Origin of the sequence: Nocardia sp. CA-107356 (genome assembly GCF_050946365.1) — a bacterium.
Taxonomy (GTDB): Bacteria; Actinomycetota; Actinomycetes; order Mycobacteriales; family Mycobacteriaceae; genus Nocardia.
Genome location: NZ_CP191992.1, coordinates 4,647,153 through 4,662,717 on the forward strand (window position 1 = coordinate 4,647,153; position 15,565 = coordinate 4,662,717).

Consider the following 15,565-nt stretch of genomic DNA (forward strand, 5'->3'; position numbering starts at 1 on the left):
CGGACCGCCGCCGGTGTCGGGCTCAGGTTCGGCGCGCGGGCCGCAGTCGCGATCAGCGTGACAGCGGACGCAGGTGGATGGTGGCGACGGCGATCGGTGCGAAACCCGTTGCTGAGATCCGCATTACGCTCGGAGGGCGGCGGTCGGGGCCGAGCGGAGTAGCTGGTGGAGGGTTCAGCGCGCAATCAGGTCGCTGAGTTGGCGCTGGACCAGTTCCAGGTCCGCTTCGGTTGTGGTGAGGCTGGTTTCGAGGCGTTGTGAGTAGCGGGCGGTGCGGGTTTGGACCGCGAGGTAGCGCTGGTGCAGGGCGGTGAGCTGGTTGGGGTTGATGCCGTTGCGGCGGGCGTCGGCGATATCGATCGAGAGTTTGCGTAGTTCGTCGCTGGCGGAGGTGACGAACGATTGGATCACCAGTTGCCGGTTCTGGGCTTGGTCGGGCAGCGGGACGTGGATGAGCATGCTACCGCCGCCGACGCGGTCCACAAATTCGCCCAGTCTGGTGAGAACGCTGGTGTGGTCGGCGTTGACGAAATACACGCCGCCGGTGGGGCGTACGGCGATGGCGTCGAGGGTGCGGATGTATTTGAGCAGCAGGGCGCGCACCCGGTCGGAGCCGAGGTAGGTGCATTGCCAGCGGTAGCGTTCCCAGATCTTGTCGGCCATTGCGTGTACCCGCGCCTGCTCGGCGTCGGGCAGGTTCGCGATCGCGGCGTGGTCGAGAGTGACCGTGAGCGTGCCGTCACCGTCGCGGCCGAAGGCGCGACGGAACTCGACCTCCCCGAGGTAGGGGTCGTAGGCCAGTTCGGCGGCGGTCTCGTCACAGACCTCGCGCACGATGTGTCGCAGGATCTTGGTGGTGCTGCGGTTGACGTGGCGGATCATGAGATTTGCCGACCGGACACGTGCTGCTGGTGCCGGAACCGACGGGGTGGCGGTGAGCGGATCGGGGGTGTCGAGGTCGGCCAGGTTGTAGGTGTCGTGGACACCGTCGCTGCCGGTGACACGTTCGAAGGCGTTGTCGAGCCGCAGTTTTCCCGGCAGCATCGCTTGATCGAGGCGAAGTTCGCGGAACCAGGCGGTCGCGGTTTCATGGGTGACTTCTCCACCGAACACGCTGTACATGACGATGTATCCCAGAGTCGGGCCCTGGCTGATGGTGGCGTCGTAATCGGTGAGTAGGTTTCGCGCGCCGGTCGAGGAGGTCGGCGGTGCCAGGGCGGGGTGCGGGGGTGTGGTGGTGGAAGTCATCTCTGGTGGGTGCTTTCGATTGGAGGACGCCGGTGGGTGTCAGATGGTGTGGAACAGTTCGGCGGCGGCGGTGGGGGTGAGTTCGTCGACAATGCGAAGGTTGTCGCACAGGGTTGTGAGGGTGTGGCTGGGTTGGGTCTTGATGGAGATCCCGAACACCCGGAATCCGAGAGCTGATCTGCGGGCACTCCAGTCGCAGAGCCACTTGTCGTCGACTTTGTCCTCGCCGTCAGTGATGAGCACGATGTCGCCGCGTGGGGTGTGACGGGTGTTGTACTGCTCGGCGATGATGTCGGCGGCGGCGGTGAGTGGGGGCTTGAAGTCGGTGCCGTTGTCGTGGAAGCAGTCGGTCATGTCCAGGACCCGGTCGAGTGGGGCGGGTTCGGCGGCGGGGAACCGGAACACATCCAGGTCGCCGGGACTCGAGAACAGGACGGCGACGAAATCGCGGTCGTGGCGGCGGGCTTGGTCGAGTAGCGCCAGTGCGCAGGCCTTGGCCCACGCCTCCCGTGACACCGGTTTCCCGCCTGGGCCGGGATGGGTCCAACTCATCGAGTGCGAGCAGTCGATGACCGCGATGATCGCACCGAGTCCTTGCGGTGCGTCACCGACAATCTCGTAGAGGTTCAGCGCGGCGTCGGCGTAGCGGGCGGCGAACTGTGCCCGCAACGCGGGCACCGCGAGCGCAGTCAGCTCGCCGGGAACGAGGCGGGACAGGTCATCGCCGCGGGTAACACCAGCCAGCTCGTCGTGGCCGTGGTCCGAGCGCGACGCATCCTGGGCGCCCGCGACCATCCGGAAACGGCCGATCAACTCGGCATAGTCGCCGATCCGCCCCGACCGTAGCCGCTGCGCGAGCCGTGTGCGTTCGTCGAACGACATGCGCTGCAACCGATCCGGTGAAATCTGCCAGGCATCCATCAACGTTCGTTCCGCCCGGGCGGCGGTGGCGGCCTCGGCCGCTGCGGCACGCAGCGGGGCACGCAGGGCGGCGCCCAGCGCTGCGGCCGCCACCGTAGCGTCGGCGTGGGCGTCTTCGGCGGCGCGGTGCGCGGCCTCGGCGGCCTCGACTGCACCCTCTACTGCGGTGGAGAGATCGGCGGGCACCACGTCGTCGATGCTGGCGGCCGAAGCCTGGACTAACGCGTCGGCGACGGCGGCCGCCGCGGCGGCCGCGGCCTGCTGTTGCTGGTCGGCGGTATCGGCGGCGGTCATCGCGTCGGTGCTGTGGTTGTCAAGCATCTCGCGGATGATCGGCGCCTGCGCGAGCACCGCCATCGCCGAGGCGTACCGGTCACCGACGGTGTGGCGGTGCAACTGGGCGAACTCTGGTGTCCGTACGATCGCGTCGATGATCGCGTGGTGCGGCACCCGCGAGGCCTCGATGTCATCGCAATCACGCAGGGTCGCAGAGTGTTTGATCGCCAGCACGAACAAGTCGCGCAGCAGATCAGTGGCGTGGGGAAGCTGCGCTGTCAGCTCGGACTCGAGGTCGGTGAGGGCGGTCGCCTCGCTGCGGGTCTTGGTCCAGGCGTCGTCGTCGAAACGGTCGCCGACCACGACATGGTCGTGCCGCGGTGGTGGGTCGGTGAGCCCGAGCCACTGCCCGGCCTTGCGGGTGAGTTCGGCGATCGTGCGGGATAGGCGAGTACTCACTGTGCTGCCCCCGTCCGCGGCGTCCTGATTTTCAAGACGTCGACCATGATCTGGCTGTCGAAAGCTGCGCGCTGGGCCATGACCTCGTCGATGGTGTCGGTGGCCCGACCGGCGGTCTGCGCGGCGGTTTTCAGCGCTGTCAGGCGGTCCTCTATTGCACGCAGCTTCGGCAGCGCCTCGTTGATAGCCCAGTTGTTGAGAACGCTGGGGTCCCCGCCCAGCTTGGTGTTGAACTGCGCTATCTGTTCTTGGAGGGCTTCCTGCTCATCCAGTACAGCGGCGGCGTCGGGGTTGATCATGGTCACCACGGCGGCGTTGACGGTTTCACGCTGGGCCAGGGTCGACCACAGCACATGTGTCAGGATCGCCAGGTCGTTGTCGGTGACCTGATCACGGGCATCGAGCCAGGCCGAGGCCTGCAGCAGTCGCACGCTCTGGCGCCATCGCCGGTCGGAGACCACAACCCCGGTCTCGGCCAGCTGTTCGCGCAACGCGCTTACCGTGTCGATGATCCCGTCGGGCACGGCGACTGCGGGAACCTCCACCGTGACCGCACGCTGCAGCTCCGACAGGTCGATAGTGGTCGGCACGGCCGTCGCCGCCGGCGCCGCGACAGCCGAGCGCAGCAGCGTGTCGAAACTGGCGGGCCGGGTGAGGTAGTCCACGACGAGGCGGACCGTGAGCCGGTCCCAGATGGCGGCGGCTTCCTCACCGGCAGGCAGCTCGTTGCTGGCGGTGACAGCGCTGATCAGCGGGCATACGACGGGGTCGCCACCGGATTCGGGGATGTAGAGGCGTTCGTTGAGGAACGACAACATCTCGTTGAGAGCGCCGAGGTTGCATTTGAAGATTTCGTCGATGAACGCGATGTGGGCGGTGGTGGCGCGGCCGTCGAGGATCTGCCGGTATTCACCTTGGGTGAGCGCGGCGACGTCGATGGGACCGAACATTTTGGTGGGTGAGGTGAACTTCGACATCTGGAACTCCCACCGGCGGGCACCGGAGATCCGTGCGGTCAATGCCCGCGACAGCTCCGATTTCGCGGTGCCGGGTGGTCCCAGCAGAAATGAGTGCTGTCCGGCGAGCATCGCGATCACGATGGCGCGCACCACGGCGTCGCGTTCGAGAAACTCTGCCGACAACTCCGCGACGACGGCCTGCAATCGCGTAGCCATCGACGGTGCTGCCACAGGTGTGTATGGCTGAAGATCTGTACTGGTCATAGTTCTGTTCTCCGAGAAAGAGGTGAGGGGCTTGAGGTGAAAGATCGGGGCTCGAGGCTCGGTGATGCGCGGGAAGAGGGTGGCCGCGGGGAGACAGACGAGACAGGCGATCCGCTGCGCCGCTTCGTCTTGGTGGCACGTGATCGCGAACGTATGACCGGTATGTACCGAAAGGAATGTTCGGCGACTACGAGAGCCTTCTCTTTGTCCCGGCGCGGGCCGTGGTCACCGGCGGTTGATGTAGACGCGCTCGCTGTCGTCGACGGACAGAGATATTTACTGGGATCAGATAGTCGCGGTCCAGGTGTCTTCGAGATGAGTGGCGATATCGGTTGCCAGCGCGACAAATTCGGCGGATTCCACTATCGTTTGCCCTTCTGTCCAGGCTGGAAACAAGCATGCGGCTGGCCCGTCCCCGATAAATGAGACCAGGTGGTCGCGTCATCGGGGACCGCTCAGGGCGGCCAACGTGATGGCCTCATTACTGTTGTCGTATACCGGAACTCCCGCTCGCACGGACCGAAAAGGTTTGGAGCATCACGGCTGCAGGCCGTCTACTGATCGACGTCTGGAGCGTCGTCGTCGACGGGTGTAGCGCCGGGGGCGAAGTGCACCATCAGCGGAGTTCGCTCGGTATTGCCGGTGTGGAAGTTGGAGTTGGGATCCTCCCCGGAATCGAGGAACTCGCCGAGTCGCTCGACCACGTCGTCCTCGACGATTTCGGCGACCGGCTTTCCGAGCGCGACGGCCAGGTCGTGGAGGTCTTTGCCGGTGAGGTTGGCGCAGTATTCGTCGGTGCGGCGCCATTGAATGACGACGAGGTCGCAAGGGAGATGGGAATAGTCACTGGCGGCGGCACGCCAGGCCGCGTTCTCATCCGCGAGCTCGGCGAGCAGTTCCACGCGAGCAACCTCCGGCCTGCTCCCCAAAGGTGTAATCGCTGTAAAAGATGGTGAGTGCGTCCATCGGGCCGTCGGCCTCGCGGTTGACGTGGTTGCCGTCGACGGTCGTGATGCGGTACTGGTTCACTGTTGTCCTCTCGTTTGGTTCGCGGCGGCGGGTCGGGGCGTGGCGGTCATCCCTTCGCCGCCCACACCTGCTCGGAATCGTCACAATGCAGCACAAGCCGGGAGTGATCCGGGCAACCGCTGTGGACCTGGACGTATAGGCCAGGCCGTCGCAGGATGAGCTCGGCGAGCTTGTCGCTGATCGGCACCGGCGATGGCATGATCGGTTTGTCGGAGTCGCCGAAACCTGTGACCGGCTCCCACGCCTCATCGCCGCGGCTAGCTATGCGCAGGACATCGTCCTCGATGAAGACTTCGGGGGCGTCGATCTCCGGTTCCACGCACACCTCGCTGGCGAGCCCTACACGGATCACATGGTCGACACCCATGAACGCGTCCAGCTTGTGCGGGGTCATCGGGCGCATATCCTCACCGGACGGTGAGAGCTGCACTGGGCGAAACAGCAGCGGAAGATCGTGGCCATGCACCATCAACCGCTCCATCAGCTCGAACCCGCCGCCGTCGTAGAAAGCCTCGGCGGACTGCTCCTCCGGCGAGGATCTCGGCGCGAAAGCCCTTACCGCGCCACGAAATTCGATACTGGACACGTCGATGTGATCGGTGACCCGACCCGCATAGTCCGGCAGATCGATAGCTCCGAGCTCGGTGCGTAGCTTTCGGCGCGCGGCGTTGAGATCCTTGGCGCGTACCTTCACAGTGGCGAGGAGATGGATGTCGAGGGTGTATTCGGAATCTGCTGTGTCGATAGCGGATGCCGCACGTTGACCGTTGTCGGACATATTTGTCTTCAACCTGCCTAAAGGTGTACGTATTCAACGACTTTCGTCTGCGGGCGCTTGGTAGCGCGGACGATGATCCATGTCGTTGCCTGCATGACTGCGGGCGAGACGCCACGGTGGGCTGCTGCGCGTGTGTATGCGTGTGCCACTGCCTCGTACACTCCGGCGCGGGCCAGCTCGATCTCGGTGATTCCAGCTATGCGCGAGGCCCACATGTCTACGGTCACCGCAGACTCGTCGCCGAGGATGTTCTTCGTGAAGTTGAGGATCTTGCGGCTGTGCGGGGTGAAGATCGACCATGGATCGGCAGCGGTCATCGCCAGGTTCGCGCGGGCAACATTGGCGGGCAACGTCGCGGGCACGGGCTCGCCGTTGGCGATTGCGAGTGCTGCCACGACGTTTCGCTCCCACGTCGTGCGCGGGCTCAGCGCGGCAATGACGCAAGCGGCACGTTCGAGGCTGATATCGGCGATCTCGGACACCTTGGTTGCCAGGATGAATGCATCTCGATACCAGGTGTGTCCGGCCGAGATCTGTTCGCCTGTAGCGTGGCCCCAGACTTTGAGAATCGAATTGATAGCTTCGCGTTCGGTGGTGGCTGTCTTGTTGAACGCGGTAGGACGGGCTATCTCAGGCCTCCTCGTGAGTGAAACCGCCGAGGTGCAGTCATGCGTCGAAGAACGGTGCTGCTTCGGCTGAAAGTGGTGCCTGTAGCGCTACGGCTGAGCGTCGACGCGGTCGATATCGCCTCCGGCGCTGCGCCAGAATCCGCCATGGGTGGTGTGGTGACCGAACAGCGCGACAGCGAACTTTCGGAAGCTGTGCCGCCGCAACCACATACGAGTGGCAAACCGGGTGATGACCGGGATGTAGTGGATGCCAAGCAGCACAGCGGCGCGATACTTCGGCGGAACGTCGCCCATGGCCGAAGTCGGTCAGCAGTTTGGCGGTGAGCAGCTGCGTGCCCAGATATCGGGCCGTCGCCTCGATGAGGTTGATGGCCGAAGCGATGGCGCCGCGCTTGATCCTGTCATCGCGCTTGTCAACGAGCTGGTATGAGCCGTCCAAAATTCTCTCAGGCGCGACCATAATGGTGATGATCTGGAAACCGAGCTAGGGTCTGTGCCGAAGTGAGTTGAGGGCGGCACCGCTGCGCGGTGCCACCCTCAACTCGTTGGTGAAAGCTGTTGTTCGAGTTGCCTGTAGCTGTTCCCGGCCTCCTTGTCGGTGCCGTTGTGTACGGTGCAGGGCCGGATACCTCACCGAGGTACGGATGGCCTGCCCTGATTGGTGCGAAAGCGAGTCACGTGAAAACCGTCGAGGACACCAATGGTGTTGTCTGGCAATACGATGAACACTCTGTCGTGGGCAGGGGTGGCGCGGGGATTGTTTATCGTGGGCACGCGAGCGACGGTTCGTCTGTCGCGGTGAAGGTCGTTGAGATCGGATCTGGATCTCTGGCGGAACGAATCCACAGTCGCGAAATCGAAATCGGCAGGAAGCTCAGCGCTGCGACGAGCCGAGATCATTTGGTGCTCCACCACGGGTTCGCCGTGGCCGACGAGACGATCTGGATCGTTATGCCGCTGGCATCTGAGAGCCTCAGAGAGAGGATCAAGAACTCGGCCGGGTCTATGCCACTCGCTGAGAAAATCGATATTCTCTGCCAGATCGCTTCAGGACTACAGCAGTTAGCCGAGGTAGCAGTTGTTCATCGAGATCTGACGCCGGGCAATGTACTGCTGGTCGACGGCCGGTGGTGCCTGACCGACTTCGGCATCTCGCGTGATCTCTCCGAACGGACTTCGACTGCGACCCGGCGCGGCGAGGGCACGTTCGAGTATATGGCGCCGGAGTACATCGAACGCGGCATCGCGACTGCGAAGACGGATCTGTACTCGCTGGGGATCGTCGCCTACGAGCTGCTCACTGGTCGGAAGCCTTTCGAGGGTCCGGATACCGAGGACTTTCATCGCCAGCATCTGGAGGAGATGCCGCCACCGTTGCCCGAGGAGCTTCCAATCCTGCTGCACCGGCTGGTCGGGCGCCTGCTGAGCAAGGAGCCCTCTGGACGGCATGCCGACGCTCGCGCAGTGATCGAAGCTCTCCGCAAGGTATCGAAACCTCTGGCGTCTCCTGTTCAGGAGAGCATTGCTGTGACGGCGCGTCGGATCGATGAGGAAACGAACGCCAAACATGCGGAACAAGCGCGTCGCGACAGAAAGCGCCGCGAAGTCGAAGACCTCCGTAAGCAAGCCCTCTTCGACTTGGATGACATCGTCGCGGAAGCAGCCGAGCTTCTGCGGCCGGTGTTCGAGGATCAGTTCGTCTATGAGCGTTCGCCCTTCGACGAGGGTGCCAACTGGCGTGTGATTTGGAACGAGTACGTGATGGTGCTTGCCGTCGAATTCGGCCAAGACATGCCACCGACACCGACCTATCCGTTGCTGGCTGGCATGATCTCCACCGGACGCAAGCGGAGTGACTTGCCGAAGGGCTTGATCTCCACCGATACGCTCGTCGCGAATCTGGTGTACGTCGTCGAAAAGGGTGGCGCAGGTAGGTGGTTGCGACGGCTGTGGGGCATTACGGGATCGGATGAGAAGGTTCTCTCGGTCGCCAGGCTGTGGCAGCTCGTGGACAAGCAACATGAGCCAGGTCCCAAGGTTCTCCCGTTCATTTCCGAGGACGAACCGCTGACAGCGGACCATATCGTCAGCGATTTCCATACCCTGCTAGGGTCGTCGTAGTTACGGTGGAAATGCAACATATGCGCTGGTCAAGGCGTATTTCTGCTACTCAATTGACATCCTGCGGATCTCAGTGGGAGGAGCCGCACCCTGGGCTGCCAGGACGCCGTTCGCTGCGGGATCCCTCAAATCCGCCCGAAATTCGGCGAATTCTACGGGAACCCCGACTACGACGGGCTGAAGGCCAAGCACCCTGAGCTACTGGCGCGCTGCGCCGATCTGGAGGGGCGACTTCAGCTCACCGCTTCGGTGATCAACCTGCTGACGTTGAAGAAGAACGCCTCCGTCGGTAACGCGCCGGCCATTGACCTCAGAGGGCACGGTAGAAACTGTGCGAACGACCGTCATGTGACCCGCTATTGAAGTGCGATGAATTGGACTTCTTTTCCGTGAAAGTACCTGGAGTGTGTTTTTTTGATGCTCTCAAGTGAATCAGAGGAAAGAGCTGCAATTTCGAATTCCATTTCGGTTAATTCGCCTTCCGATTCTAAAGCAAGACGCTGGTTCAGCGCCGCCCTGTGACCGTCCTCTCCGTCATACTCGACGATTTGATACTCACCCGATTGCCTTTTGTAGATAATGAGAAAACCTGACATGCTTTCACGCTCCCTTTCGCCGCCTTCTGGCGATGAATTCCTCCATCGACTTCATTTTTCGGATGAGTTGCTCATCATTACTGTCGTTGGCTGCGCCATCTATCTGCCGCCTGCGACTCTCTGCTTCTCGGTCAACGCGGCATTTCTCCAAATTCGCAGTGTGCGTACTCCGCTGAACGAAGTCGTTGTCGGGTAGCTGTTTCAAGACATTAATCAACGCGGCCTCAAGTTCATCGAAAGCGCGGTCCTGCACTGCGTGGGACTGTCTGAGTATCCGCTTGCGTTCTTCGATCTTCCGGAAAGACGCCGACAGGTTCAGCGCCTTTTCGACTTCGCTCCGATCCTTAGAGTTAGTCGGAAGTGTTCCGTAGCGTATTTCCCTACCGAGGTTGTCGGCGAGAGTTTCATAAAGGTTGGCCCAGGCGCTTTGAAGTGCGGTGCGGATCTGAATCTCGACTCTGCCGGCGGGAAACCTAGCACGAAGGTGTAGCGCCCTATAGCCGGAGTGGGGAGAAATTCGGGTGTCGCTGACAACTGCGTCGAAATCCTGAACTAATTCGCGGGCGATGGTTACTGCCAAATCGTCTTGTTCATCCAGATCCATCGCCGCCTCGACGCGAACTCCAGCCAAGTCAACGATACTGGGAAGCTGCAAGTGCGGATTCGCGATAAGTTTCTGACGTAGTGTATGGATTGTTTTTGGACGCGAACTAACCTGGGGAATTTGGTCGCCGAGGACAGATGAGAGATCGATTTGCTTGATGAGTTCCTGAACGGAGGTAGCTAGATCCCCGTACCACATGATGACTTCGTTGTAGGACACATCGGAATCGGACTTTTCACGCTGGTCGCGAATCGCATTTCCGAATTTCTTCAACTTACCGGATGTCCACGGAGGTTGGTCAGTGATCCCCACGTGGAAACTGTAGCCTGCCGACTGGTTCGCCAGCTCCTGAGGGTAGCCGCGCGAGTATCAGCCCCTTACTGAACGCACCTCGCAGAAATTGGACCACCGCGCCGGACCAGCGGGCACCACTCCCAATCCGGCCGAATCGAAGATGCCCGGCCGACCTCCCTCACTCACCCGTGTCGACTGTCGCCGACCAGGGTGGCTGGTGGGCCGGTGAACCGGATCAGGGTCGAGCCGGACGGGAAATCTTGATCGGCGGCGCCGTCGATGGGTTGTGCTTCCAGTTGGGCGATTCGGTTGTCGAGGAATCGGTTGTTGTCGCGGGCGCCTTGCAGTCGATCCTGAAGGCGCCGGTTGTCCTGGTTGAGCTGGTTGACCTGTTTTTTTCAGGGTGGTGTTCTCGGTGATCAGTCGTTGGACGCCGTCTTCGGGAAGGTCGCCTTCGAGATCGCGGATTCGGCCAAGAAGTTCGCCGATCGCCGTTCGCTGCTGGGCGATCTCCCGGTAGGCGGCGGTGAGGGCTTCTTCGGCGTTGAGCGCCCTCTCGTGCCAGCTGGCCTCGACCTGCGCTGAGTGGGTGGTGCGCTCGTGGGAGCGGTTCGTTTCGGCGGCTTCGGCGGCTTCTTCGACGAGGTTGCGGGCGTCGGGGTTCTGGTAGAGGAACGTTCGTGACACGTCGGCGCGACGTCAACGGACGCGAACGAGACTTTGGCCCGCTCGCGCTTGATCTGCCCGAGGACGTTGCGGACGCGTTCGAGCAGGGTGTCCGTCGCGTCGCGGCGGGCGTCGATCGACACGGCGGTGCTGCTTGCGGCGTTCATTCCGACTCCAGTTCGGGTTCGATACTGTCCGCGGTGGTATCGAGCGCAGCCAGGTCTGCGGCCTTGAATCCGGTGGACCAGATCCGGTGGAAGTAGTCCTGGGGGCGGCGCATGTCGAGTTGCAAGGCTTCTTCGAGCAGGCCGAGGCCGTCGAGCGCTTTTTCCAGGCCATCGATGGCGCGGGCGGTGGGTTCGAACACTTGGTGCAGGTCGGCGGTGGTGTCGTCGGGTGCTCGTTCGGCGATCGAGCGCCATTGCTCCTGCTTGCGGCGCCAGTAGAGCAGGTCTGCCCCGGAGAGCACGAACTTGTCGCAGTTCTCGCAGTTGAGTTTCCAGGGGCAGGCATCGCCGTTGACGACGGGTTGGAAGGTGCAAAATCCGCCTTCCGCGGGGGTGCTGCGCCGCGACAGGTCCAGCGATAACGCGAGGGCTTCATCGCGGGTGAGCGGCTTGGTCGGGTCGGAAAGCAACTCGCCGGGAGTCTGGGTGCCGGGCCCGGAAACCAGGTGCGCCGATCGTGGCGCGACGGAGGATAGCATCGGAATCGGTTGCCGGGCTCGGGAGTAGTCAGGTTGTGTACAGTCACTTCGCCGTTAACCACACCTGCGGTAGCGGCCATTACCCAACGGCGCCCCGGACCATCCCCTTCGGTCCGGGGCACCATCACCAGTCGGGTTCGTCTCCATCGTCCTCATCGAGTTTCAACAACCCGCGAAAGCCATCGGTGAAGTCTCGTTCGATGTCTTTTGGTCTTCCTCGCACACTGCCCATGGTTGCGGGTCGAGCGGCCGCGCCAAATCGTCACTATCCATCTCGCTTGTCCTGTTCTTGCTGGTCGGTGCCGATTTCGACCCGCACCCACTCCTGTTGGCCCCTGTCGATGGCCAGAACTGTGTCGCATACCTGCGACCACAAGGTGACCACGACGTTTTCGCTGCGGCGGTGAGGACGCATCACAGCGAGAGCCGTACACGCGTCGGCGAGACCTTGATACGCGTCGATGAGCGCCTTATACGGATTACCTCCTTCCAAGTACGCGGAGAACAGTCCCTGCGCCCGCGAATGTCTGAAGGCGTTGTGGCTGACCCTGTGCAACTGGCGGTCCAGGTCGCCACCCAGCGGCGAGCGTGTCAGCGCCGCTTTAGCATCCGGGGTGATGACAACGCGCATCGCGTCCGTGCGGCGGATGACGATGAGTTCTGCCTCTGCAACCGCACGATCCACGGATTCGTCGTCAGGCCACGGGCATATCACCGCATCGGCGGGGACTCGCAGGGCGTGGAACGCTTCCCGGACCTGCTCCGGGTCGACATCCCTGTTGTGCGGAAGGCCCGCGATCGACTCGCCCTTATCCATCATGGTTTCTCCTGCTCTTCGCGACTTCGGCTTGGGGAGCGGTCGGAGGATGATGCTGGCTTTGCGTTTCGGGTCGTACTTGCGGTACCCGTCGCCTTCGCCGGTGAGAGACGGATTCTCAGCCGCGAGTGTTGATATCTGCGGCCGCGACCAGTTTGTCGCTGGTGGGGTACCGCTGGTACCAAGCGTTGATCTCGGCGGCTCCTTGGGCTTCGGTGGAGTGGTTGAGTGACTGGGTGCGGATGGCGGCGCGCACGGCCTCGACGAATCGGGCCGTCCAGGTGGTGCCGCGTATGGCGGCGATGATCCCGGTGTTGGCGTCGACCAGGAAGACGGTCACCCTCAGGCGACCGTCTGCTCCGATGAGCGGCAGACCGGCGGTCGCGTTGGTCTGGCGCACCACCTGCCAGGGAGCGTCGGACCAGGGCATCGGGTCGAACCGGTGCGCGAGGATGAGAGCGTGCTGGCCCGCGAGCAGCGCGAAACGGGCGGCACCCTTCTTCACCGCGATGACTTCGGTGTCGGTGGGTGCTGCCATGAATATCACCATCGAGGCGCCCTGCTCGGACAGCTCCCAGTGAAATGCTCCGTCGGGCCAGTGGGTGCGGTTCGGGTGGTAGAGCTCGCCGACGGCGTACCGGTGCAACGGGGTGGCGGAGGTGGTGTCGGTGGCCGAGGTGGCGTCGTCGTATTCGTCGTCGTCGGGATCGGTGATCAGCCCGCGGTCGGGGTCATAGGGCAGATCGCAGCGCACGTAGCCCTTGGCAGTGAGGGTCCAGCCTGCGCGCAGGACCGCTTTGACCGGGACCGCGACCGCCTCGCTTTCGCCGCCGAGGGTGATCAGGATGCTGTGGCCGCCATCGCCGGTGTAGAGGTACCAGGGCTCCAACTCCGGTGGCAGAGTGCGGGGGTAGCGGCGGCCGGGGATCGCATAGGCGCCGTAGGTGGCTGCGATCACCGTGGCGGGATCGACGTGGTCAGACACGACGTGGAACCTCCAGGTCAGAATCGGGGGATCGGGAAGCGGGTGGGGTCGGCGGACGGTCGTCGCGCCCACCATAGATCGAACTCGGCGGGCAGATACCGCAACAGTGGCTCACCTGGGTTGACTGGCGCCAACCGGCAGCTGGTTGCGGCCTTAATGGGTTGGTGCTCATCGGTTTTGGCTTGTCGTCATGGGTTCGTGCCGCATCGTCGCGCCTACGGCGTGAGCGCGATGATCAGAACCGGCTGGCGTGGTGGCCCTTGGGGCGTTTGCCGACGGCATAGGCGGCGATGAGTGGTGCTGACCACAGGTAGCCGCGCGGGCTTCCGGCGACGGGTCGGATTTGGTCGGGGCTGCGGCGGGTGGTTTGCATGAGTGCGTCGCTGGTGGTCTCGGCGTGTGCGGCTGCCTGTTCGGTGGTGAGCAGTGCGGCGGGTGAGAGCTCGGGTGCGATGATGTCCACGACCATTGCGGCGGCTTGTTGCCAGACTTCAGTGTCGATGAGGCGGCAGTCGGTGCGGTGTCCGTGTTGGTCCATGTGGGTGTGCTTGATCGCGTAGCGGTTGGCCCATTCGAACCAGGCGCGGTGGGCGAGGGTGGGCACCAGCGGCACCGCGACCACGTCGGTGCGCCCATTCACGGTGAACACATCTCCGGTCAAGTCCCCCAGGGTCACATCACGCGCGCCGGGTACCGGACGGCCCTTGAGATTGGTGATCGCATATCGCCATGATCCGCGCTCGCGCCGGTACGCCCCATCGCAAGCACTGGTCACCGAATTCGGCAGCGCCGCAGGCTCTTCCAGTAGATCGGCGACCGCCACGAGCAGCGGATCAGGAGTGCCGGTGAACTTCTCTCGTTTCTCGCGGCCGCGGGCGGCCGACTGCGGGTCACCGATGACCTCAGCGCGCTCGGGCACGACCAATCCGGGTGGGATGATCACGTTGGCGATGACATGGGCTCGGGGTCCGATGTGTGCGCCTGCTCCGATGAGCGCGCCTGTCGAGATGGCCGCGCCTGCCTCGATCCGGGTTCCCGCGCCGACCTGAACATGCTCACCGACAACCGTCTCATCGAGCCGAGACAGGCCTCCGATGATGACAGCGCCGGGCCCGATCCGGGTCGGTAGGCCGCTGGCTGCCCCCCAGATCCGGGTGAACCCGGTGATCTGAGCGTCGGCGCCGATGACTGTGGTGAACCCGATCATGCCTGGATGCTCCACACGCGCGGTCGGATCGATGTAGACACCTTCGCGCAGCACCGACCGCTGCGGCGCCGCCGAGTCGGGTTCCCCAGCAGTCGGCGCGGATTTGTTGGCAGCAGAGGCGGGACCGACGGCCGCGCCGCCTTCCTCGGGATCAGCCGAACCAGAAGCGTCCAGGATGGCGGCGACCTCGTCCCGGACAGCCAGAGCCCACGTCTTCGATGTCGGCTCCGACAGCCGCCATCCGTTGATCTCATCTAGCTCGCCGTCGCGGACCTGCCAGACAGTTACATCCACCCAGCGGACGCGGGCTCTGCTGGTGCAGTCCTCGGCGTAGCCGAGCAGATACGATCCCTCGGCGACTTCGGCCAGGGATTCGATATTCACGAAGGTGCCCTCGAAGGCAAAGCCGTTTGTCTTCGACTGATCGACTCCGGTCAGCGTTTTCACCCAGCGTTTGCCGTGATGATTGCCTCCTGGATCGGGCACTGTAATGATCGGCAATCCTCAACACCTTCTCGAAATGTCGTATTGGCTTACATATCCAGAATACGCCGTGATCACTGCCTATGTAAGCCAATACGACATTTTGGCATCGACTGTTGTCGTGCAGCATTCGACGAGTCACCCGCGGTCTGTGCATCGGGACTTGTCTTGTCCCAGTTCCGGCGCTCCGGGATGCTGAGTCAGCGGCCGCGGACCTTGCATTGGTGCGCCCGGGATCACCCCTCGGCACGGGACGCTTCAGAGGCTTCAGAGGTTGCCCCGTGCGGGCCGAAAGTCGGTGCCGGACCTGGACTATGAGTCGTGTCGGATTTGCGGAGGCGGCGCGTGGCCGCGTTCGCTGGGTCGACGTCGGCGAGGGCCAGAGTTCGGCAAGGAAGTCGGCGAGGTCTCGATCAGTGAAAGTGGCGCGGCACTCGTCGGCTACGCGCCACACCAGACTGATCGCGGGGACCGGTCTGATCGCTCATGGGCGCGCTGCTGCCAGGGGGAAGGGACCACTTCG

16 protein-coding genes are annotated in these 15,565 nt (G+C 63.2%); 3 read left to right on the forward strand and 13 right to left on the reverse strand.

Annotation, left to right across the window (positions count from 1 at the left end):
* Nucleotides 1-174: 174 nt before the first annotated feature.
* The 7 genes from ACQP1G_RS20770 to ACQP1G_RS20800 form a co-directional block, all read right to left on the reverse strand.
* On the reverse strand, nucleotides 175-1,248 hold the full coding sequence (locus ACQP1G_RS20770) for a DUF6744 family protein (protein ID WP_433206831.1): 1,074 nt from the start codon (nucleotides 1,246-1,248) through the stop codon (nucleotides 175-177).
* Nucleotides 1,249-1,287: 39 nt separating this feature from the next.
* Nucleotides 1,288-2,904, reverse strand: a complete 1,617-nt coding sequence (locus ACQP1G_RS20775; protein WP_433206834.1) for a VWA domain-containing protein — start codon at nucleotides 2,902-2,904, stop codon at nucleotides 1,288-1,290.
* Nucleotides 2,901-4,079: an AAA family ATPase gene (locus ACQP1G_RS20780; protein WP_433206837.1), complete on the reverse strand. Its 1,179-nt coding sequence runs from the start codon at nucleotides 4,077-4,079 to the stop codon at nucleotides 2,901-2,903. Before ACQP1G_RS20780 ends, ACQP1G_RS20775 begins: the two co-directional genes overlap by 4 nt.
* Nucleotides 4,080-4,681: 602 nt before the next feature.
* The gene (locus ACQP1G_RS20785) at nucleotides 4,682-5,029 is read right to left on the reverse strand and encodes a hypothetical protein (RefSeq protein WP_433206840.1); all 348 of its coding nucleotides are present in this window, start codon (nucleotides 5,027-5,029) and stop codon (nucleotides 4,682-4,684) included.
* A gap of 173 nt (nucleotides 5,030-5,202) precedes the next feature.
* Nucleotides 5,203-5,934, reverse strand: a complete 732-nt coding sequence (locus ACQP1G_RS20790) for a hypothetical protein (RefSeq protein ID WP_433206843.1) — start codon at nucleotides 5,932-5,934, stop codon at nucleotides 5,203-5,205.
* A 17-nt stretch (nucleotides 5,935-5,951) separates the two neighbouring features.
* Complete coding sequence (locus ACQP1G_RS20795) at nucleotides 5,952-6,563, reverse strand: DUF7178 family protein (RefSeq protein ID WP_433208687.1); 612 nt, start codon at nucleotides 6,561-6,563, stop codon at nucleotides 5,952-5,954.
* A gap of 87 nt (nucleotides 6,564-6,650) precedes the next feature.
* Nucleotides 6,651-6,857 carry a hypothetical protein gene (locus ACQP1G_RS20800; protein ID WP_433206846.1) on the reverse strand — a complete coding sequence of 69 codons (207 nt, stop codon included), beginning with the start codon at nucleotides 6,855-6,857 and terminating at the stop codon, nucleotides 6,651-6,653.
* Between ACQP1G_RS20800 and ACQP1G_RS20805 the strand changes: the two genes are divergently transcribed.
* Nucleotides 6,856-6,993, forward strand: coding sequence for a hypothetical protein (locus ACQP1G_RS20805; RefSeq protein WP_433206849.1), 138 nt, complete (start codon nucleotides 6,856-6,858; stop codon nucleotides 6,991-6,993). The two genes, ACQP1G_RS20800 and ACQP1G_RS20805, sit on opposite strands and share 2 nt — an antisense overlap.
* 248 nt (nucleotides 6,994-7,241) lie before the next feature.
* Complete coding sequence (locus ACQP1G_RS20810; protein ID WP_433206852.1) at nucleotides 7,242-8,684, forward strand: serine/threonine-protein kinase; 1,443 nt, start codon at nucleotides 7,242-7,244, stop codon at nucleotides 8,682-8,684.
* A 356-nt stretch (nucleotides 8,685-9,040) separates the two neighbouring features.
* On the opposite strand, the gene ACQP1G_RS20815 is transcribed toward ACQP1G_RS20810, so the two are convergent.
* Nucleotides 9,041-9,280: a hypothetical protein gene (locus ACQP1G_RS20815; protein WP_433206856.1), complete on the reverse strand. Its 240-nt coding sequence runs from the start codon at nucleotides 9,278-9,280 to the stop codon at nucleotides 9,041-9,043.
* 4 nt (nucleotides 9,281-9,284) lie between these two features.
* Entirely contained in the window at nucleotides 9,285-10,196 is a 912-nt protein-coding gene (locus ACQP1G_RS20820) for a hypothetical protein (protein ID WP_433206860.1), read from the reverse strand.
* Nucleotides 10,197-10,562: 366 nt separating this feature from the next.
* Here ACQP1G_RS20820 and ACQP1G_RS20825 point away from each other — a divergent pair, with 366 nt between their 5' ends.
* Nucleotides 10,563-10,763 carry a hypothetical protein gene (locus ACQP1G_RS20825; protein WP_433206863.1) on the forward strand — a complete coding sequence of 67 codons (201 nt, stop codon included), beginning with the start codon at nucleotides 10,563-10,565 and terminating at the stop codon, nucleotides 10,761-10,763.
* A gap of 244 nt (nucleotides 10,764-11,007) precedes the next feature.
* Here the strand turns inward: ACQP1G_RS20825 and ACQP1G_RS20830 are convergent, their stop codons facing one another.
* The 4 genes from ACQP1G_RS20830 to ACQP1G_RS20845 all read right to left on the reverse strand — a co-directional run bounded on the left by ACQP1G_RS20830 (nucleotide 11,008) and on the right by ACQP1G_RS20845 (nucleotide 15,060).
* Nucleotides 11,008-11,550 carry a hypothetical protein gene (locus ACQP1G_RS20830; RefSeq protein WP_433206866.1) on the reverse strand — a complete coding sequence of 181 codons (543 nt, stop codon included), beginning with the start codon at nucleotides 11,548-11,550 and terminating at the stop codon, nucleotides 11,008-11,010.
* A gap of 265 nt (nucleotides 11,551-11,815) precedes the next feature.
* Nucleotides 11,816-12,367 (reverse strand): hypothetical protein, encoded by a 552-nt coding sequence (locus ACQP1G_RS20835; protein WP_433206869.1) that lies wholly within the window; start codon nucleotides 12,365-12,367, stop codon nucleotides 11,816-11,818.
* Between the two features lie 118 nt (nucleotides 12,368-12,485).
* Nucleotides 12,486-13,352 carry a hypothetical protein gene (locus ACQP1G_RS20840; protein ID WP_433206872.1) on the reverse strand — a complete coding sequence of 289 codons (867 nt, stop codon included), beginning with the start codon at nucleotides 13,350-13,352 and terminating at the stop codon, nucleotides 12,486-12,488.
* Nucleotides 13,353-13,587: 235 nt separating this feature from the next.
* The gene (locus ACQP1G_RS20845) at nucleotides 13,588-15,060 is read right to left on the reverse strand and encodes a hypothetical protein (RefSeq protein WP_433206875.1); all 1,473 of its coding nucleotides are present in this window, start codon (nucleotides 15,058-15,060) and stop codon (nucleotides 13,588-13,590) included.
* Nucleotides 15,061-15,565: the final 505 nt, after the last annotated feature.